Source organism: Trinickia symbiotica, assembly GCF_003028655.1.
Taxonomy (GTDB): domain Bacteria; phylum Pseudomonadota; class Gammaproteobacteria; order Burkholderiales; family Burkholderiaceae; genus Trinickia; species Trinickia symbiotica_A.
Genome location: NZ_PYUC01000008.1, coordinates 185,782 through 206,244, shown reverse-complemented (window position 1 = coordinate 206,244; position 20,463 = coordinate 185,782). Strand labels below are relative to the sequence as shown.

16 protein-coding genes are annotated in these 20,463 nt (G+C 64.8%); 14 read left to right on the top strand and 2 right to left on the bottom strand.

Annotated features, from left to right (window positions below; genetic code table 11):
- The first annotated feature begins 38 nt into the window (after nucleotides 1–38).
- Genes hemC through C9I57_RS17450 form a run of 3 tightly spaced genes read left to right on the top strand, consistent with a single transcriptional unit; the run spans nucleotide 39 to nucleotide 4,293 of the window.
- Entirely contained in the window at nucleotides 39–1,022 is a 984-nt protein-coding gene (gene hemC, locus C9I57_RS17460; protein WP_107152068.1) for a hydroxymethylbilane synthase, read from the top strand.
- Nucleotides 1,023–1,030: 8 nt separating this feature from the next.
- Nucleotides 1,031–3,097 carry a fused uroporphyrinogen-III synthase HemD/membrane protein HemX gene (hemDX, locus tag C9I57_RS17455; protein ID WP_107151893.1) on the top strand — a complete coding sequence of 689 codons (2,067 nt, stop codon included), beginning with the start codon at nucleotides 1,031–1,033 and terminating at the stop codon, nucleotides 3,095–3,097.
- A gap of 2 nt (nucleotides 3,098–3,099) precedes the next feature.
- Entirely contained in the window at nucleotides 3,100–4,293 is a 1,194-nt protein-coding gene (locus C9I57_RS17450; protein ID WP_107151892.1) for a heme biosynthesis protein HemY, read from the top strand.
- A gap of 49 nt (nucleotides 4,294–4,342) precedes the next feature.
- Here C9I57_RS17450 and C9I57_RS17445 read toward each other — a convergent pair whose 3' ends face one another.
- Together C9I57_RS17445 and C9I57_RS17440 are read right to left on the bottom strand one after the other, a co-directional pair.
- Nucleotides 4,343–5,101: an SDR family oxidoreductase gene (locus C9I57_RS17445; protein ID WP_107151891.1), complete on the bottom strand. Its 759-nt coding sequence runs from the start codon at nucleotides 5,099–5,101 to the stop codon at nucleotides 4,343–4,345.
- Nucleotides 5,102–5,181: 80 nt separating this feature from the next.
- On the bottom strand, nucleotides 5,182–6,621 hold the full coding sequence (locus C9I57_RS17440; RefSeq protein ID WP_107151890.1) for an aldehyde dehydrogenase family protein: 1,440 nt from the start codon (nucleotides 6,619–6,621) through the stop codon (nucleotides 5,182–5,184).
- Between the two features lie 328 nt (nucleotides 6,622–6,949).
- On the opposite strand from C9I57_RS17440, the gene ppa reads away from it, so the two are divergent.
- From ppa to C9I57_RS17385, 11 genes are all read left to right on the top strand, one after another.
- The gene (gene ppa, locus C9I57_RS17435) at nucleotides 6,950–7,477 is read left to right on the top strand and encodes an inorganic diphosphatase (protein WP_107152067.1); all 528 of its coding nucleotides are present in this window, start codon (nucleotides 6,950–6,952) and stop codon (nucleotides 7,475–7,477) included.
- A gap of 677 nt (nucleotides 7,478–8,154) precedes the next feature.
- Nucleotides 8,155–10,884, top strand: a complete 2,730-nt coding sequence (locus C9I57_RS17430) for a TonB-dependent receptor (protein WP_107151889.1) — start codon at nucleotides 8,155–8,157, stop codon at nucleotides 10,882–10,884.
- 14 nt (nucleotides 10,885–10,898) lie between these two features.
- Nucleotides 10,899–11,567, top strand: a complete 669-nt coding sequence (locus C9I57_RS17425; RefSeq protein ID WP_107151888.1) for an energy transducer TonB — start codon at nucleotides 10,899–10,901, stop codon at nucleotides 11,565–11,567.
- Between the two features lie 143 nt (nucleotides 11,568–11,710).
- Entirely contained in the window at nucleotides 11,711–12,637 is a 927-nt protein-coding gene (locus C9I57_RS17420) for a MotA/TolQ/ExbB proton channel family protein (RefSeq protein ID WP_107152066.1), read from the top strand.
- A gap of 12 nt (nucleotides 12,638–12,649) precedes the next feature.
- Nucleotides 12,650–13,069 carry an ExbD/TolR family protein gene (locus C9I57_RS17415; RefSeq protein ID WP_018443081.1) on the top strand — a complete coding sequence of 140 codons (420 nt, stop codon included), beginning with the start codon at nucleotides 12,650–12,652 and terminating at the stop codon, nucleotides 13,067–13,069.
- A 12-nt stretch (nucleotides 13,070–13,081) separates the two neighbouring features.
- Nucleotides 13,082–13,513: an ExbD/TolR family protein gene (locus C9I57_RS17410; protein WP_107151887.1), complete on the top strand. Its 432-nt coding sequence runs from the start codon at nucleotides 13,082–13,084 to the stop codon at nucleotides 13,511–13,513.
- Between the two features lie 11 nt (nucleotides 13,514–13,524).
- The gene (locus tag C9I57_RS17405) at nucleotides 13,525–14,739 is read left to right on the top strand and encodes a tetratricopeptide repeat protein (RefSeq protein ID WP_107151886.1); all 1,215 of its coding nucleotides are present in this window, start codon (nucleotides 13,525–13,527) and stop codon (nucleotides 14,737–14,739) included.
- A gap of 23 nt (nucleotides 14,740–14,762) precedes the next feature.
- Nucleotides 14,763–16,685: an extracellular solute-binding protein gene (locus C9I57_RS17400; protein WP_107152065.1), complete on the top strand. Its 1,923-nt coding sequence runs from the start codon at nucleotides 14,763–14,765 to the stop codon at nucleotides 16,683–16,685.
- Between the two features lie 8 nt (nucleotides 16,686–16,693).
- Nucleotides 16,694–17,740 carry an ABC transporter permease subunit gene (locus C9I57_RS17395; RefSeq protein WP_107151885.1) on the top strand — a complete coding sequence of 349 codons (1,047 nt, stop codon included), beginning with the start codon at nucleotides 16,694–16,696 and terminating at the stop codon, nucleotides 17,738–17,740.
- Nucleotides 17,694–18,803, top strand: coding sequence for an ABC transporter permease (locus tag C9I57_RS17390; protein ID WP_107151884.1), 1,110 nt, complete (start codon nucleotides 17,694–17,696; stop codon nucleotides 18,801–18,803). Before C9I57_RS17395 ends, C9I57_RS17390 begins: the two co-directional genes overlap by 47 nt.
- A complete protein-coding gene (locus tag C9I57_RS17385) occupies nucleotides 18,800–20,452 on the top strand; it encodes an ABC transporter ATP-binding protein (protein ID WP_258187692.1) in 1,653 nt (550 codons plus the stop codon). The genes C9I57_RS17390 and C9I57_RS17385 overlap by 4 nt, the downstream gene beginning before the upstream one ends.
- Nucleotides 20,453–20,463: the final 11 nt, after the last annotated feature.

Here is a 20,463-nt window from a genome sequence, read left to right as displayed (position 1 = left end):
TCTTCGATGTTCGATCCCGTCATTCGAAGTATCTGTCGATGAATTCCGAGACGCATCATTGCGCGCCACCCGCCACGCTCGTCATCGCCTCGCGCGAGAGCCGTCTCGCGATGTGGCAGGCCGAGCACGTGCGCGACACGCTGCACAAATTATATCCATCTTGCGACGTGCGAATTCTAGGGATGACGACACGTGGCGATCGCATTCTCGATCGCACGCTCTCGAAGGTGGGCGGCAAGGGGCTCTTCGTGAAGGAGCTCGAGAATGCGCTCGCCGACGGTCGCGCCGATCTCGCCGTCCATTCGCTCAAAGACGTGCCGATGGAGTTGCCCGACGGCTTCTCGCTCGCCGCGATCATGGAGCGCGAGGATCCGCGCGATGCGTTCGTCTCGAACGCCTATGCGGCGCTCGATGCGTTGCCGCCCGGCAGCGTCGTCGGCACGTCCAGCCTGCGTCGCGAGGCGATGCTGCGCGCACGATATCCGCATCTCGCCGTCGAGCCGCTGCGCGGCAACCTCGACACGCGGCTCGGGAAGCTCGATCGCGGCGACTATGCCGCCATCATTCTCGCCGCCGCGGGCCTCAAGCGGCTCGGGCTCGGTGCGCGCATCCGCGGCTACCTCGACGCGGCCGACAGCTTGCCGGCGGCGGGGCAAGGGGCGCTCGGCATCGAAATTCGCTCAGGCAGACCCGAGCTCTCGGCTTGGCTGGCACCGCTGAACGACGAGGCGACGGCCCTTGCGGTCACGGCTGAGCGAGCCGTGTCGCGCGCGCTCGGCGGTAGTTGCGACGTGCCGCTTGCGGCTTATGCGCGCTGGGACGGCGGCGTTTTGCGCCTGGCGGGCCGTGTCTCGATGCCCGATGGCTCGCGCATCGCCGCGGCCGAAGCCGAATCACACGTTGCCGACGCCGACGAGGCGCAGGCGCTCGGCCGTGAAGTAGCAGGCGCGCTCGAGGCGCAAGGGGCGCGCGAGATCGTCGCTGTGCTCGCGGCGCAGCGGCCGGGCGAGTCGGCTGTTTGACCGGCGCCATGTTTACGGCCGTCCTCACGCGTCCCGCCGGTCAGTCGGCCGGACTCGCGGCGCGGCTGGCCCGCGACGGCATGGCCGTCCTCGAGTTCCCGCTCATCGGGATCTCGGCCGTCGAGGACGATGCGCCGCTTCGCGCCGCGCTCGCGGCGCTCGAAACTTACGGGCTCGTCGTCTTCGTTTCGCCCAATGCGATCGATCACGCGCTCGCCCGGTTGGACCGTGCGTGGCCGCGCGGCATCCCCGTCGGCGCGGTCGGCCCCGGCAGCATCGCCGCGCTCGCGCGGCACGGCATCGCGACGCCGGTGTATGAAGTCCTCTGTCCGAAGGGAGCCGATCGCGGCGAGGCCGGTTCGAGCGGAGGCGAACAGGACTTCGGCGCGCTCCCCGGCAACGAAGCGGCGACCAGCGCCGAGCACGCCAATGGGTCGGCGGGCACGGACGAAGGCACGCGCTTCGATTCCGAAGCGCTTTGGGCCGCGCTCGTGGCCCGATTCGGCGTAAAGGGCTTCGCGGGCCGCCGCGTGCTGATCGTGCGCGGCGACGGCGGCCGCGAATGGCTCGCCGATCGCTTGCGCGAGGCGGGCGCCGAGGTCGACTATGTCGCCGCCTATCGCCGCGTGGTCCCGCAGCCGTCGTCCGAAGCGTGGTCGCGCATTCGCGCGCTGCTCGCAGGCACGCCACACGCGTGGCTGCTGACGAGCTCCGAGGGGGTGCGCAACCTCGCGGTGCTCGCGCGAGCGCATCTGACCAAAACGGAGCGGGCGGCGCTTGCGAGCGCCCCTTTCGTCGTCCCGCACCCGCGCATCGCCGAGACGGCGCGGGAATTGGGTTTTGATAGGATTACGCCATCCGGCCCCGGCGACGAGCGTATCGCTACGGCGTTGCGCGGCTTGTCGGCATCGTCTCGCGCATCCCTCGATCAACCGGCTCACGCCTCATCCTCGGCTCATTCGCGCATGACTGATTCGAACCACGATTCACCCAGTACCGTTCCACCGCCGCCGTCGGCCGTGCCGCCGCTGCCGCCCAATGTCCCGTTTCCTTATGACGAACCGCGGCGCCGCGGCGGTGGCGTGCTGTTATGGCTCGTCGTGGTGCTCGTCGCCATCGCCACGGGCATCGGCGCCTACGCGCTCAACCGCAAGATGGACCGGCTCGATGCCCGTATGGCCGCGCGCCAGCAGGCGCTCGACACGCAGGCGGCGGAGCTGCGCTTGAAGATGGACGAAGCACTTGCGTCCGTGCATCAGATGAGCGGGCAGTTCTCGCAGCTCGAGGGCAAGCTCGCCGATGCGCAGACGGCGCAGCAGGCCTTGCAGAAGCAATATGACGATCTCGCGCGCAATCGCGACGACTGGACGTTCGCGGAAGTCGAGCAGATGCTGTCGGCGGCGAGCGAGCAGTTGCAGCTCACGGGCAATACGCAGCTCGCGCTCGCGGCGCTGCAAAGCGCCGATGCGCGGCTCGCGGCGCTGGCGAGCCCGCAGGCGCTCGTCGTGCGCCGCGCGATTGCGCAAGACATCGACAAGCTGAAGAGTGTGCCGTCCGTCGACCTCGCGGGCCTTGCGATCAAGCTCGACGATGCGATCGCGCGGATCGACTCGCTGCCGCTCGCCGGCGAAGCGCCAGTCGTTCACGCGGCGCCGAATACGGCGGCCCCCGCGACGGCGAGCTCGGCCGCGGCGGGCGAACCGCGCTGGAAAGCCTGGTGGCGAACGATTTCGGCTGCGGTCGGCGCCGAATTGAGAAGCGTCGTGGCAGTGCGGCGAATCGACAATGCCGATGCGATGCTGGCCTCACCCGATCAGGGCCGGTTCGTGCGCGACAACTTGAAACTGCGGCTCTTGTCGGCGCGCATTGCGCTGCTCTCGCGCGATCAGACGACGCTGAAGTCCGATCTGCAGGCGGCCGACGCGGCGCTTACGCGCTACTTCGACGGTTCGGCCAAAAGCACCGGCACCGTGCGCGAGCTCTTGAAGCAAGTCGGCGACGGTGCGGCATCGGTGCAGGCGCCCGACATCAACGCGAGCCTGCAAGCCGTACATAACGCGAAGGCCGGGGGGTGACGATGGCGGTGAGGGGACTCTTGTGGCTCGCGCTCTTGTTCGTGCTGGCGGCACTGCTCGCGACGGTGGGACGCTTCGACACCGGCCAGGTGCTGATCGTCTATCCGCCGTATCGCATCGACGTTTCGCTGAATTTCTTCGTGGTCGCGATCGTGGCGATCTTCGTCGCGCTTTATGCGCTCACGCGGATCGTCCGCAACGTCTGGATGATGCCGCAACGCGTGGCGGCCTACCGGGCGCGCTCGCGCACAGCGAAGGCGCATGCGGCGTTGCGCGAAGCGATCGGCAATCTTTATGCGGGACGGTTCTCGCGCGCTGAGAAGGCCGCGCGCGAAGCCCTTTCGAACGACGCGAACAAGGGCGCGGCGAATCTCATCGCGGCCGGCGCCGCGCATCGGATGCGCGAGTACACGCGGCGCGATGAATGGCTAGCGGCCATCGACGCGCCTGACTGGCAGGACGCGCGACTGATGGCGAGCGCCGACATGCGCGCCGACGGCCGCGATGCCGATGGGGCGCTCGCCGCGCTGACCGAAATGCAGTCGCAGGGCGCGCGCCGCATTCACGCGCAGCAGATCGCGCTGCGTGCACACCAGCAGGCGAAGAACTGGGGCGAAGTGCTCAAGCTCGTGAAGACGCTCGAAAAGCGCGAGGCGATCCATCCGGCCGTCGCGGTGCGGCTGCGCCAGCAGGCCGCCGAGCATCTGCTGCGCGACCGGCGTCACGATGCCGAAGCCTTGCTCGCGCTCTGGCAGTCACTATCGGCGACCGAGCGGCAGTCGCCGCGGCTCGCCGATCTCGCGGCCGAGTTGCTGATCGCGCTGAACCGGCACGACGAGGGGCGCAAGATCATCGAGGACGCGCTGCAGCACAACTGGGACGCGCGGCTTTTGCGCCGCTACCCGGACGCCGTGGCGGGGGATGCCCTGCCGCTGATCCAGAAGGCCGAGGCGTGGCACAAGACGCGGCCCGACGATGCCGACCTGCTGTTCACGCTCGGCCGTCTGTGCCTGAAACAGCAGCTCTGGGGCAAGGCCCAATCGTTCCTCGAAGGGGCGCTGCGGCTCTCGAACGACAATGAAGCATTGACGATCCGCACGCATCGCGCGCTCGCGCGGCTTTTCGAGGAGCTGGGCGACACAAACCGCGCGAACGAGCATTACCGTGCGAGCGCGCTCGCGATGAACGTCGTCTGAGATGTCTCCTCCCGAGCGCGCGGCCACATTGAAGCCGCGGCCGGGGGCCTCAGACGCAGCGGCCGCCGTCGACTTCCAGGCAGACGCCGGTCACGAATTCGGCCTCGTCCGACGCGAGAAAGAGCGAGGCGTTGGCGACATCCTGCGGCGTCGAGAACCGGCCGAGCGGAATCCCGGCGAGAAAGCGCCGGCGATTCTCGGGCGTGTCCTCCACGCCCATGAACTCGGTGAGCAGAGCCGTCTCGCCCATGACCGGGTTGACGCAGTTCACACGGATGCGGTCCGGTCCGAGCTCGGCGGCGAGCGCCTTGCTCGCGACGATGACGGCGCCCTTGCTGCCGTTGTACCAGACGAGGCCGGGGCGAGGCCGCACGCCCGCCGTCGACGCGATGTTGACGAAGACGCCGCCCCCTTGCTGACGGAAGTAGGGGACGAACGCCTGCACGCTCCAGTAGATGCCTTTCACGTTGACGGCGAAGACGCGATCGAACTCGGCTTCCGCGACTTCGAGCACGGGCTTGTTGCGATGCGTGGTGCCCGCGTTGTTGACGACGATCTGCACGGTGCCGAAGTCCTCGAGCGCCGCTTGGCGCAAGGTGTCCCAATCGGCGCGCTGCGTGACGTCGCCTGCAACGGCGATCGCACGCGCGCCGGCGAGCGCGATTTCGCTCGCCACGCGTTCGGCCGCGGCGCCGTTGAGATCGTTGACGACGACGTTCGCTCCCTCACGCGCGAACGTCTTCGCGATGCCTTCGCCGAAGCCCGAGCCGCCGCCCGTGACGATGGCCGTCTTGCCTTGCAGTCTCATCGGGATGTCTCCTGGTTTTCTTTCTTGCGTCTGGCTTGTTGATTCGGGGTGCCGCGCGTCTCGTGTGTCGCAAACCGTTGCTATCCGTGGCGAATCGCGATCGTTTTGAGGACCGTGAACCCGTAAAGTGCCTCAAAGCCTTTCTCTCGGCCGTAGCCCGATTGCCCGGTGCCGCCGAACGGCAGTTCGACGCCGCCGCCGGCGCCATAGTTGTTGATGAAGACCTGGCCGGCGCGCAGGCGCCGCGCGAGCCGCAGCTGGCGCGCGCCGTCGCGTGTCCAGACGCCGGCCACGAGCCCGTAAGCCGTGCCGTTCGCCAGCGCGACCGCATCGGCTTCATCTTCGAATGGCAAGGCGGCGAGCACGGGCCCGAAAATCTCCTCGCGCGCGATGCGATGCGTGCGCGGAACATCGGCAAGGAGCGTCGGCGGCTGGTAGAACCCGCCTGTCGGTGCTTCCGCGCTGACCGTGCCTTGTGCGGCGATGCGGATGCCGTCGCGCTTTGCCTCGTCGATGAACTGCGCGACGCGTTGCCGTTGCTTCGCGTTGATGAGCGGCCCGCAATCGGGATCGAGGCGTGCCGGCCCCGTGCGCAACGCGGAAAATGCCGCCGAGAGCCGCTCGACGAGCGGCTCGTAGATCGCTCGCTCGATCAGCAATCGGCTGCCCGCCGAGCACGTCTGGCCTGCGTTCTGGAGGATGGCCGACATCAGCGCCGGCATCGCCGCATCGAGATCGGCGTCGGCGAAGACGATTTGGGGCGACTTGCCGCCGAGCTCGAGCGTCACGGGCGCATGATGCTCGGCGGCCATACGCGCGACGAGCGCGCCCACCTGCGGTGAACCCGTGAACGAAATGTGATCGATGCCGGCGTGCTGCGCCAGCGCCGCGCCCGCTTCGGTGCCGTAGCCCGTGACGATGTTGAGCGCGCCCGCCGGCAGACCGGCTTCGGCCGCAAGCGCGGCGACGCGCAGCAGCGAGAGGCAGGCGTCCTCGGCCGGCTTGACGACGCAGGCGTTGCCGGCCGCGAGCGCCGCGCCGACACTGCGCCCGAAAATCTGCATCGGGTAGTTCCACGGCACGATGTGGCCCGTGACGCCGTGCGGCTCGCGCACGGTGAGAACGGTGTAGCCGGTTTGATAGGGAATGGTCTCGCCGTGCAGTTTGTCGGCGGCGCCCGCATAGAACTCGAAGTAGCGCGCGAGCGCGGCGGCATCGGCACGCGCCTCGCGCAGCGGCTTGCCCGTGTCGCGCGCTTCGAGTTCGGCGAGGTCGTCGCGGCAGGCGGCGACGAGCATCGAAAGACGGAAGAGCAGACGCCCGCGCTCGGCGGCGCTCAAGGCGCCCCAGTCGCCTTCGAACGCCGTGCGTGCCGCGGCGACGGCCGCATCGATATCGGCGGCGCTGCCGCGCGCAATCCGCGCGAACGGCAAGCCGTCGGCCGGATCGACCACATCGATGGTCTCGTGATTCGACGGCGCTGCCCACTGTCCGCCGATGAAATGCTTCACTTCCTCCATGCAGGCTCCTCCTCTTGGAAATCTTGGAAAGGTAGAACCGAGCGGCAATTATCGCGCCGATCAGCGCCGAAGTGGCGTGAGCTACGGGAATGCCCGCAGACATTGAAAGGCGGATGCAACGAAAGCAGGCATGCGAAAGCGCGCCGTGCCGGGCATGGAAGCTGGGCGTTTGCGACAGAGAATGAGGCGGGAGGGGCGTCACATGCGCTCGGCTATAATGGCGCGCATCGCCTTCGTCGGGCCGCCGCACCGTTTTTTACGCCTTTTGCCGCCCGTCGTCACCACGCTTCGTCAACGTTTTGTTTCCACCGTCCGTCGAGAAAACGTCATGAGCTTCAACAACGTCCCCGCAGGCAAGGATTTGCCGCACGACTTCAACGTCATCATCGAAATCCCCGCGCAGAGCGATCCGGTGAAGTATGAGGCCGACAAAGAACTCGGCCTGCTCGTCGTCGATCGCTTCATCGGCACCGGCATGCGCTATCCCGTCAACTACGGCTACATTCCGCAGACGCTGTCGGGCGACGGCGATCCCGTCGATGTCCTCGTCATCACGCCGTTCCCGCTGATTCCCGGTTGCGTCGTGCGCTCGCGCGCGCTCGGCATGCTGCAGATGACCGACGAGTCGGGCGTCGACGCGAAACTCGTCGCCGTGCCGCACGACAAGCTCTGCCCGATGACCGCGCACATGAAGTCGATCGACGATGTGCCCGCGTACTTGAAGGATCAGATCAAGCATTTCTTCGAGCAGTACAAAGCACTCGAGAAGGGCAAATGGGTGAAGGTCGAGGGCTGGGCCGATCTCGATGCAGCACACAAGGAAATCACCGAAGGCGTCGCGAACTTCAAGAAGTAATCGTCGTAGCTTCACCAGAGGCGAGCCTCGCGCCGAGGGGCTCGCCCATCCATCGGAACATCGCCCCTGCCGCGCTCCTTCGCGGCCCGGCTCTCGCCCCAATCTTCCCGCATTCCCCCTCTCCGCGAGCAGGTCGTTATCCGGCATTCGTGACTTCGGCGTGGTGGGTTCCCGAGCAATTCCTCTAATCTGTTACTAGAAATTACGTGCGCGCCTCAAATTGGTGCATTTCGGGCGCTCGTCCGCGCAACGACACGTCGCGACAACGTTGCTCAATGCGCCTCGGCGCGCAGTCAATAGACCCATCTGTACTGTTTGTGCACTAAAAGTGTGCGAGAAAAACGGCGCACTGCACCTGAACAGATTTTTATTCCATCAAACAAATTTTGACGCCTTCTTTGTGTCTTGATATGTTCGCGTCCATCTCGCGGCCGGGCAATTCGAGTTGAGCCAGCGAAACGAGCGGAAACGCTGGCGTCGGCTATTTGAATAGCAGTCCTAATTAATTTGTAAGCTAGACCGCGATGGAGAAGGCGAGGGGATGTCGGCGTATTGAATAGGACTCCTAATTAATTTGTAAGGAACGATCGACGTAAATAGCTAGGCATGCAGCGGCATGCCGACGGCTCTTGCTCGCCGATACGTTTCCTGCGCGACAACGGCATAGAAGGGGTGAAATGAAACTAACGATTTTGGGATCGGCCATACGGAAAATCCTATGGGCGGAAATGGCGCTGACAGCGGCATTGGGTGCGAATGCGGCGTTCGCGCAGACGGAGCCCGCCGCGACGGGGAATTCCAATGCTGCGCAAGCCGAGGCTCCGGCGGCCGCCTCCGGGGCAGCGGCCGCTGCGCCAGCTGCGGCGTCGGGGGCCGCGGCAACGGGTGCGGTTCACAAGATCCAAGGCATCCAGGTGACGGGATCGCTGATCCGCAGCTCCGACAAAGTCGGCTTCAACCAGGTTCAAACGATCACCCCGAAAGACATCCAGCAAAGCGGCGCGACGACTGTCGCCGACTTTCTGCGCAATGTCTCGGCCAATTCGGCCAATAGCTGGAGCGAAGGCCAGGCGGGCAACTTCGCGGCCGGCGCCGCCGGCATCGCGCTGCGCGGTCTGTCGGAGAAGTACACGCTCGTCCTGGTCGACGGCCAGCGCGTCGCGCCGTTCGCATTCTTCTCGAACAGCGTCGACTCGTTTTTCGACCTGAACACACTGCCGCTCAACGATATCGAGCGCATCGAGATCGTCAAGACGGGCGCCGTCTCTCAATACGGCTCCGATGCGATCGCCGGCGTGGTCAACATCATCACCAAGCACAACTTCCACGGTCTGCAGCTCGATGGCAGCTACGGCAGCGCCATCAACGGCGGCAACGGCGCCGGCACGACGAAGTTCGGCATTCTCGGCGGCTTTGGCGATTTGAACGCGGATCGCTTCAACGTCACGGTGGCCGCGAGCTACTACAAGTCGAACGGCTTCACGCTCGCCGATCGCGATTCGACGCGCAATCAGGATTTCACGAACAAGCCGGGCGGCTTCTCGCTGCTTGCGCCGTCGTACTGGAACATGCCCGATGGAAGCGCGCAAGCCCTGAGCGGGTGCCCGTTCGGCGGCTCGGTGCACCCGGCGGCGACCAACTCGCTGACGGCAGGCTTGCCGGGCACGGTTTGCTCGTACAACACGGCGGAAAGCATGTCGATTGCGCCGATGACGGAGCGCCTCAACGCAAAGCTTCACGCGGACTTCAAGATCAACGACACCACGACGGCGTTCGCTGATTTCCTCGAGAGCAACAACAGGACCACGACCAACGACGGCCTGTGGAACAACGTCATCGGGAATCCGCAGAACCCGGCGCTGGTCTGGAACCCGCAGACGCAACTCCTCTCGCCGTTCAACACGGTCGTGCCGGTCACGAACCCGTATAACACCACTGGCGCGGCGACGCCGTTGACCTATGCGTTCCCGGGCGCCGTGGCGGAAAAGACGTACTCCAACTATTGGCGCGCCGCCACCGGCGTGAAGGGAACGTTCTCGCTGCCGTACGGCGACTGGGACTGGGCAACGTCGGTCAGCCACTCGCAAAACACGGTCTCGAACGTCTTTACGAACCAGCTCAACGTTGCCGCGCTCAACAATATCTATCAGAACGGCACGCTGAACTTCGCGAATCCGGCGGCCACGCCGAACGCGCTCAACGGCTTGTACCAGGACGCGAACACGCTGGGCATCTCGAAGCTGGACACGATCGACGCGACGATTTCGACGCCAAACCTGTTCCACCTGCCGACCGGCGATGTCGGTATCGGCTTCGGTGCTCAGTTCACGCACCAGAGCGAAGCGCTGACGCCGGGCGCGGAGTATCTGTCCGGTGCCGTCATCACTCCGAACCTGCAGACGGTGAACGGTTCGCGCAATGTCGCGGCCGTCTATTACCAGGTCGACATTCCGATCGTGCGCAATCTGACGTTCAGCCAGTCGGGCCGCTACGACCATTACACCGACGTGGGCGGCGCGTTCTCGCCGCGCTTCGCGCTCCGGTATCAGCCGGTGCAGGCGTTGACGATGTACACATCGTATAACCGGGGCTTCCGCGCGCCGACGTTCGTCGAAGACAGCAAGTCGCAGACGCTCGGCATCCAGGTCGACCCCGCCACGGGTCAGAACTATACGTCGATCACCGTCGGCAACCCGAACCTGGCACCCGAGCGCACGCGCAACCTGAACATCGGCTTCCAGCTTTCGCCGAGCCGTTACACCGATTTCGGCCTCGACTGGTACAAGATCCGCATCGATAACGTCATCGGCCAGGGTGCGCCTTCTCAAATCGCCATCGATCCGACGACGGGGCAACTTCTGTACAAGGTCATTCCGTACCAGAACCTCGGATACCTCGACACCAACGGATTCGAAGCCACGTTCCGTCAGTCGCTGCCGGTCAAAACGCTGGGTACCTTCACGCTGTCGGGCGACTGGGCGTACGTCAAGAACTACCGCCTCGGCATTCCCGGTCAGGCTCCGGTCGACGGCGCGGGCAACAACTTCACGCTCACGCAGCCGTTCGGCGGCAGTTTCCCGCGTTGGCGCGGCAATACCACGCTGGATTGGAACTACCATCGCTGGGACGCCGCGCTGACGTGGCAATTCACGGGCCCTTACGCGCAGAACCTCTTCGCCGCGCCGGCTCCGACCAAAGTGGGTTCGTACAGCCAGTTCAACCTGATGGTGACGTACACGGGCTTCAAGCATTGGACGATTTACGGCGGCATCGACAACATCTTCAATCGCACGCCGCCGTATGACCCGATCTTCGCGAACGGCACGTTGGATCAGACCGGCTACGACACGTCGCTGTACTCGTACATCGGGCGATTTGCGCAGATCGGCGCGACGTATAAGTTCTAAGTCCCGAGCCGCGTATGAATGAGCTTGCCGCCCGCCCGCGCGAATTCGGACGCAGACAGCAGAACCCCGCGCGCCGCTTCGGCGGCCTCGCGGCTGTCATCGCGCTGCATATCGTCATCGTCTATGCGCTCGTCAACGGCCTTGCCAACAAGGTCGTGCGCGTGATCGAAAAGCCGATCGAGACGAAGATCATCGAGCCGGTCAAACCGCCGCCGCCTCCGCCGCTTCCGCCCGTGCAGCTGCCGCCGCCGAAGTTCGCGCCGCCGCCCCCGCCGTTCGTGCCGCCGCCCGAAGTGCCGGTCCAGGCGCCGCCGCAGCAGACGATCGTGCATCAGGCCACGCCGGTCGAGACGCCGAAAGCGGTGCCGCCCGCGCCGCCGGCCCCGCCCGCGCCCAAGCCCGCACCGTTGCAGACCTCGGTTGGCGTCGTATGTCCGAATTCGGACGAGGTCCGCAACTCGATCGTCTACCCAAAAGACGCGCAGGAAAACGGCGATACGGGCAACGTCGTGATCGAGTTCACCGTCGATCCGCAAGGACACATCACCAACGAGCACGTGGCGCAATCGTCCGATCACGACAGTCTCGATACGGCTGCGTTCCGGGCGGTCAAGCGGTTCAACTGCATTGCGCAAGGTCAGGCCGTTCGCGTCCAGGTGCCGTTCTCGTTCAATCTCAATTGATCATCGAACGCCATCGGACGCGCGCAACGCCTACCCAGCATTCGCGGCCGCCGCTGCGTCGTGCTATCGACAGCGGGCAACGGCGGCACATTGATCAACCGATCTTGGACCGGCTCATCGAGTGAGCCGGATTGGAGCAGAAGATGAAAAAGCGTTCCCTTACCGCACTGGCTGCCAGCCTCGTGATCGGCTTCGCCGCCGCAGAAGGTATCGTCGTGCCGACCGTAGCCCATGCGCAGGCCAGCGACGCGAGCGCCGCGGTGTCGGCCTCGAATGCCGCCACGGCCGCGGCGTCAGCGCCGGCGCCGCAAACCGCCGCCCCGTCCGCCGACAACACGGCTGCGCCCGACGCCTCGCCCGCGGGCGAGACCGTCACAAACCCCTACGGGCTCGGGGCGCTCTGGAAGAACGGCGATTTTGTCGCGCGCTTCGTGCTCGGGCTGCTCGTCATCATGTCGATGGGCAGCTGGTACATCATGATCACGAAGTTCTTCGAGCAACTGCGCGCGAACCGCCGCGCGAAGCATGCCGACGAGCAACTCTGGAGCGCGCCATCGCTTGCCGAAGGCGTCAAGCAGCTCGACGAGTCTTCGCCGTTCCGCTTCATCGCCGAGACGGCCATCGAGGCCGGCGCCCATCACGACGAGGCGCTGCTCGAAGCCGTCGACCGCAACACATGGATCGACGTCTCGATCGAGCGTGCGATCACGAGCGTCTCGAATCGCCTTCAAGACGGCCTCGCGTTCCTCGCGACGGTCGGCTCGACTTCCCCGTTCGTCGGGCTCTTCGGGACCGTCTGGGGCATCTATCACGCGCTCACCGCGATCGGCATCGCGGGGCAGGCATCGATCGACAAGGTCGCGGGCCCGGTCGGCGAGGCGCTGATCATGACCGCGATCGGCCTTGCCGTGGCGGTCCCGGCCGTGCTCGGCTACAACTTCCTCGTGCGTCGGAATAAATCCGTCATGGAGCGCGTGCGCGCGTTCGGCGCCCAACTCCATACGGTGTTGCTCGCGGGCGGCAAACGTCCCGCGCGTGCCGCGCACAAATCGCCGGCAGCCGTCGAGTAAGCGAGGTCAGTCATGGCAATGAGCGTTGGAGAGAGCGACGATGAAGTCATGTCCGACATCAACACGACGCCGCTCGTCGACGTCATGCTGGTGTTGCTCATCATCTTCCTGATCACGATTCCCGTCGTCACGCACACGGTACCGCTTCAGTTGCCGAAGGAACGGGTCCACCCGCTGCAGACGCAGCCGAAGAGCATCGAGATTGCCGTCAATCGCGACGGCGACGTCTTCTGGAACGAAGCGCGCGTCGACGCGCCGACGCTGCTCGCTCGCCTGAAGGCGGCCTCGGTCTCGACGCCGCAGCCGGAGGTGCACGTGCGCGGCGATCAGGAGACGCGCTACGAGTTCATCGGTCGCGTTATCACCGCATGCGAGCGCGCGGGCATCGCGAAAGTCTCATTCATCACGCAGCCGCCCGCGCGCGGCGAGTAGGAGATACGAACGATGGGGATGAACGTTTCTTCAGGCGGGCGCGGCGGAGAACCGGAAGTGATGGCCGACATCAATACGACGCCGCTCATCGACGTGATGCTCGTGCTGCTGATCATGCTGATCATCACGATTCCGATCCAGATGCACGCGGTCAAGATGGACCTGCCCGTCGGCAATCCGCCGCCTCCGGCCACGCCGCCGCAGGTCGTGCAGATCGATATCGACTTCGACGGCACGACGACGTGGAACGGTGTCGTCGTGCCCGATCGCGCGACGCTCGAAGCCAAGCTCGCACAGGTCGCGGCGGAGCCCGTCCAGCCCGAGATTCATTTGCTGCCGAACAAGCTCGCGCCGTACAAGACGGTCGCCGAGGTGATGGCCGCCGCGCAGCGCGAGGGCGCGACGAAGATCGGGCTCGTCGGCAACGAGCAGTACATGCAATAAAGGAAGTCGCAATGCATAGGATTCATCAACGGTTCCGCCGCGCGGCCGTAGCCGCTGCGCTCGGAGGCTTCCTCTTTTTCGGACTCGGAGGCCTCCCCACGGTGAGCGCAGCCGACACGCTGCGTCCCGAGGTCGCGAAGCCGCTCAACGCCGCGCAGGATCTCTATCGCGCGCATAAATATAAGGACGCGCTGGCGAAGATCGCCGCCGCGGCCGCGGTGCCGAACAAGACGCCGTATGAAACAACGATGGTCGAAGAGATGCGCGGCGCGACGGCGATGGCCGCCGGCGAAACGGGCACCGCCACGCAAGCCTACGAGACACTGCTCTCCTCGGGCCAAATCAAAGGTGAGGACGAAGTGCGGGTCACCGCGGCCCTCGCCGGCGTCTACTTTCAGCAGCACAACTACCCGAAGGCAATCGCGACGGCCCAGCGCTACATGAAAGCAGGCGGCGCCGATCCGCAGATGCGCACGCTGCTCGTCGAGGCCTACTATGAGTCGGGCGATTATGCCGATGCGACGAAGCTACTGAAAACGTCGATCGATGCACAGTTGCGCGCGGGCCATGCGCCCGACGAATCGGAGCTGCAACTGCTCGGCACGTGCGCCCAGCACGCCAAGGACGACGCGGCGTACCGCGGCGCGCTCGAAGCGCTCGTCGCCTATCATCCGAAGCCGTCGTACTGGCAGGACCTCTTCTCGGCGATACGAAGCAAGCCCGGCTACTCGTCGCGGCTCGACGTCGACATGTACCGACTGCGCCGCGTCACCGGATCACTGAGTACTGCCGACGATTATATGGAGATGACGCAGCTCGCGATCGTGGCAGGCAGCACGGCCGAGGCCAAACAGGTTGTCGATCAGGGCTTCACTTCAGGCGTACTCGGGCACGACGCGCAAGCCGAGCGCGAAAAGCGGCTGCAAGCGCTCGCGGCGAAGCGAGCACAGGGGGCGGGGCCGGCCGATGGCGCGAATCCTGTCGCACCGATCGACGAAGGGCTCAACCTCGTCTTCGCTGGAAAGGCCAATGACGGCATCGCGATGATGCAGTCGGCGATCGCGAAGGGCGGCCTCGATCATCCCGATCAAGCGCAGCTGCATCTCGGCGTCGCCTATTACGTTGCCGGACAAAAGGCACGCGCCGTGCAGGCATTCCGCGCGGTCAAGGGTAACGACGGGTCGGCTGATCTCGCGCGGCTGTGGCTGCTCGTTGCGTCGAAGTGAAGCGCGCGAACGCCCTCATGCCGATGCTCGATCCTGTGACATTCCGAAGGTCGCACCGCGTCAGTATCTGCGCCAGCGCAGGCCGATGGGCCTGCGCCGCGTTGCTCGCAGCGTCGTTGGCACTACCCGCGTACGGGGCGAGCGCCATCGCTCAGTTCGGGACTCCTAAGTATCCGCCGACTTTCACTCACTTCGACTATGCCGATCCTGATGCCCCGGCGGATGGCGAGCTCGTTTTCCAGAACTACGACGACCCGCAGAGCTACGATTCACTGAACCCGTTCATCGTGCGCGGGCTCGCGGCGCCCGACATCAAGAACCTGATGTTCGATACGCTGATGCAGCGGAGTTGGGACGAGCTCGCATCCGAGTATCCGCTGATCGCGGACGATGTCGAAGTGGCCGCGGATGGCCGCTCCGCGACGTTCCATATCAATCCGGCCGCGCGATTCTCGAACGGCGACGCGATCACCGCCACCGACGTCAAATACTCGCTCGACACGCTGAAAAGCCAACAGGCGTCGCCGCTCTTCGCGTCGCAGTTTGCCGTCATCAAGGACGCCGTCGTGCTCGATCGGCTGACCGTGCGCTTCGATTTCGCCGATGCGTCTCGAGCGAATCCGCTCACCGCCGGCGATCTGCCTGTGTTTTCCCAAAAATGGGGCGTACAGGCGGACGGAAGGCGATTGCCTTTCGATCAAATCGCAACCGATCCGCCGATCGCGAGCGGCGCGTATCTGATCGAGGCGCGCAAGAACGACAAGACGATCGTTTATTACCGCAATCCAAAATACTGGGCGGCGGACTTGCCTGTGCGTCGCGGCATGTATCGCTTTCGCCGAATCACGTTCAAGCTCTACCTCGACCAGTACACGAAGCTCGAAGCGTTCAAGGCCGGCGATGACGACGTCGACGTGGAATACAGCGCAACGCAATGGGCACGCAAGTATGTCGGCAAGAACTTCGACAACGGCATGCTCGCGAAGCGGATGTTCCGTGATGGTCCGGCGCAGATGCAGGGCTTCCTCATCAACACGCGCGAGCCACAGTTCAAGGACGTACGGGTGCGGCACGCGCTCGCCCTCGCCTTCGACTACGACTGGATGAACCGGATGATGTTCTACGGCCAGTACCGTCGCACGCACAGCTACTGGGAAGATAGCCCATTTGCCGCGAGCGGAGTGCCGAGCGAGAAGGAACTGAAGCTGCTCGAGCCGTTCCGCTCGACGCTGCCACCCGAGGTGTTCGGCCCAATGGTTCAGCAGCCGAGCACGCTGCCGCCCAATTCGCTGCGGGCGAACCTGCGTCAGGCGCGCGAGTTGCTGGCCGAGGCGGGCTGGCATTACCGCGACGGCGCATTGCGCGATACCAACGGCACGCCGATGCGAATCGAGATTATCGACGACCAGCCGGGCATGGACCGTCTCATCGTTCCTTATACGCAGGCATTGCAGACGCTCGGTATCGACGCCCATATGCGCGAGCTCGACAGCGCGCTCTACCAGAAGCGGCTCGACAATTTCCAATACGACATGACGACGTTCATCTATCCCGAGGTCACCATCCCTGGCGTCGAGCTCATTCGCCGCTTTTCGAGCGAGGCCGCATCACAGGTCGGCTCCGAGAACTATGCCGGCATCCGTTCCAACGCCGTCGATGCACTCGTGCATGCGGCCGTCGGCGCGACGACGCTCGACGACCTCGAAACGGCTACGCATGCGCTCGATCGCGTGCTGATCGACGAGTACTACCTGGTGCCGCAGTACTACATGCCGCATGCGCGAATCGGCTATAAAACCACGCTCGGATATCCGACCGTCGTGCCCGTGAGCTACAAGTACGAGGACTGGGTGATCGACTACTGGTACCGCAAGAGGCGGCCGCAGCCCTATGCGGCGAGCGCCTCGACCGCCTCATCCGCCTTGTCCGCAACCACGGTTCACTGAGGAGCGCCATGCTTGCCTACCTTCTCAGACGTCTGCTGCTGATGGTGCCGACGCTGATCGGCGTCGTCACGCTGACTTTCGTCGTGACGCAGTTCGTTCCCGGCGGTCCCGTGGAGCAGATGGTGATGCAACTGCGTCATGGTGCTCACCGTGGAGATGGCGGGGGAGGCGGCGGCTATCACGGCAGCCAGGGCGTCGACCCGCAACAGATCGAGCAGATCAAGAAGCAGTTCGGCTTCGACAAGCCGCCGCTCACGCGCTATGTCCTCATGCTCAAAAGCTACGCGACGTTCGATCTCGGACAGTCGTACTTTCAGCACGACAGCGTCTGGAACGTGATTCGAGGACGCTTGCCCGTATCGATCTCGCTCGGCGTCTGGACGATCGTGCTGACGTATCTCGTCGCCGTGCCGCTCGGCATCGCGAAAGCCGTACGCAACGGTTCCCGCTTCGATACGGCGACGAGCGTGCTCGTGCTCGTCGGCTACGCCATACCGGGCTTCGTGCTCGGCGTCTTGCTGCTGATGCTGTTCGGCGGGGGCACATTCTGGGATCTGTTTCCGATGCGCGGTCTCACCTCGGACGATTTCGACACCTTGAGCACGACGGGCAAGGTGCTGGACTACTTGTGGCACATGGTGCTGCCGGTCTGCGCCTCGGTGGTCGGCAACTTTGCGATCGTGACGATCCTCACGAAGAACACGTTCCTCGAGGAAATCGGTCGCCAGTATGTGCTGACGGCTCGCGCCAAAGGCGCGCCCGAGCGCGACGTGCTGTGGAAGCATGTGCTGCGCAACGCCGCAATTCCGCTGCTGACAGGCTTGCCGGCCGCGTTCGTCGGTGCGTTTCTCAACGGCAATCTGCTCATCGAGACGCTGTTCTCGTTGAACGGCATTGGCCAGCTTTCCTACGATTCGGCGATTCGCCGCGACTATCCGGTGGTGCTCGGATCGCTGTTTCTCTTCACGCTGATCGCCCTCGTAACGAAACTCATTGCTGATGCCTGCTATGTCCTCGTCGACCCCCGCATTCAATTCGACAGCGTCGATCGTTGACTCGACGGCGCCTGTCGCGCCGGTGTCGCCGTGGCGGCGCACCTGGCTGCGCTTCAAGTCCCAGCGGCTCGGCTACTGGAGCCTCGTCATCTTCGTGGCGCTCTTCGTCGTCAGCCTGTTCGGCGAGGTGCTCGTCAACGACAAGCCCCTCATCGTTCGATACGCGGGGCACTACTACTTCCCGGTCCTCGAGACCTATCCCGAGACTCAGTTCGGCGGCGACTTTCCCGCCAAGGCGAATTACCTCGATCCGTATATCCATTCGCGGATCACGTCGAACGGCAATTTCGCCGTCTATCCCATCGACCGCCACTACTACGACACCATCGACTATTTCGCCTCTCGGCCGTTTCCGGCGCCGCCGTCACCGGAAAACTGGCTCGGCACCGATCAGTTCGGTCGGGACGTGCTCGCGCGGCTGCTATACGGCTTCCGTGTCTCGGTGCTGATGGCCTTGGCGCTGACCGTATCGGGCGTTTTCTTAGGAGTCCTGACGGGCGCGCTGCAAGGCTTTTACGGCGGGCGCGTCGATCTGATCGGGCAGCGCTTGATCGAAATCTGGGGCTCCATGCCGGACCTGTACCTGCTCATCATCTTTGCATCGATTTTCGAACCGACGCTGTGGCTGCTCTTCGTCCTGTTGTCGATGTTCGGCTGGCTCGTGCTTTCCGATTACGTGCGCGCCGAGTTTCTGCGTAATCGCTCGCTCGACTACGTCAGAGCCGCGCGCACGATGGGGCTCTCGAACTGGCAGATCATCTGGCGCCACGTGCTCCCCAACAGCCTCACGCCCGTCATCACGTTCCTGCCGTTCCGGATGAGCGCCGCGATTTTGTCGCTCACCAGTCTCGATTTTCTCGGCCTCGGCGTGCCGCCGCCCACTCCCAGCCTCGGCGAGCTGCTTCAGGAGGGGAAGAACAATCTCGACGCCTGGTGGATTTCGATGTCGGCGTTCGCCGCGCTCGTCGTGACGCTGCTGCTGCTGACGTTCATGGGCGATGCGCTGCGCAACGCGCTCGACACGCGCAATCGCGGCTCGGCTTTCGGTGGGGCCGCACGATGAAAGCGAACGCGAATTCGAACTCGACCTCGGCCTCGACCTCGACCTCCAACCACGGCTCGCTCCTCGACATCCAAAGCTTCTCGGTCTGCTTCGGGCAGAAGCTCGCCGTGCGCAACCTGAATCTGTCCGTTGCGCGCGGCGAGCGCGTGGCGCTCGTCGGCGAGTCGGGCTCGGGCAAGAGCGTGACGGCCCTCTCGATCCTGAGGTTGGTCGAGCATGCGGCATTGAGCGGGCGCATCGTCTTCGATGGCGAAGATCTGCTCGCCAAGTCAGAGCAGCAGATGCGCGGCATTCGCGGCGCCGATATCGCGATGGTGTTTCAGGAGCCGATGACCGCGCTCAATCCGCTTTATACGATCGGTCAGCAAATCGCCGAAAGTCTGCGATTGCACGAAGGCTTGCGCGCCAACGCGGCGCGCGCGCGTGGCATCGAGCTCCTCGCGCGCACCGGCATTCCGGAACCCGAGCGGCGCATCGACAGCTATTCGCATCAGCTCTCGGGCGGCCAGCGCCAGCGCGCGATGATCGCGATGGCGCTTGCTTGCCGGCCGCGTCTCCTGATCGCCGACGAGCCGACGACGGCGCTGGACGTCACCGTGCGCGAGCAGATCGTCGACTTGCTGATCGAATTGCAGCGGCAGGAAGCGGACGAGCGCGGCATGGCCGTGCTGCTGATCACGCACGACCTTCATCTCGTGCAGCGTTTCGCGCAGCGCGTGGCCGTGATGGAGAAGGGCGTACTCGTCGAGACGAATACGACGGAAGAACTCTTCGCGAATCCGCGCCATCCTTACACGAAGCGGCTGCTCGATAGCGAGCCCGCGCGCGTCGTCGAGCCCGTTGCCGAGCACGCGCCTCGGATATTGAACGTGGTCGGCCTTGCCGTCGACTACCGCACGCGTGCGAAGGGAGTCGCCGGCATGTTCGGCAGCGCGAGGTTTCGGGCGCTGCACGAGGTCGGACTCTTCGTGAGGCAAGGCGAGACGCTCGGCATCGTCGGCGAATCGGGCTCGGGTAAATCGACGCTCGCGGCGACGGTGCTCGGGTTGCAGCGGATCGCGGAGGGCGACGTCAAGATCGGTGGCCGGTCGCTGGCGACCTATCGGACCTCCAACGACGAACGCCGCAAGCTGTGCGGACGCATGCAGGTGGTGTTTCAGGATCCGTTCGGTTCACTGTCGCCGCGCATGACGATCGAACAGATCGTCGGCGAAGGGCTGCGTGTGCATCGTCCCGAGCTCGACGAGAAAGCGCGCTCACGGCGCGTGGCCGAGCTGATCGCGGAGGTGGGCTTGCCCGACGATGTGTTGCCGCGCTATCCGCACGAGTTCTCGGGCGGCCAGCGTCAGCGCATCGCCATTGCACGCGCGCTCGCGGTGGAACCGGAACTCGTCGTGCTCGACGAGCCGACGAGCGCACTCGACGTATCGGTGCAAAAGCAAGTGCTCGGCTTGCTCGCGCGATTACAGAAGCGATACGGACTCAGTTATTTGTTGATCACGCACGACCTTGCCGTCATTCGGGCGATGGCGCATCGCGTCGTCGTCATGAAGTCAGGACGCATCGTCGAATCGGGCGAGACGCTGGCGCTCCTGAGCGCGCCGTCACGTCGATATACGCGAGCGCTCGTCGCCGCGTCGCTCCAATAGAAGGGAACATT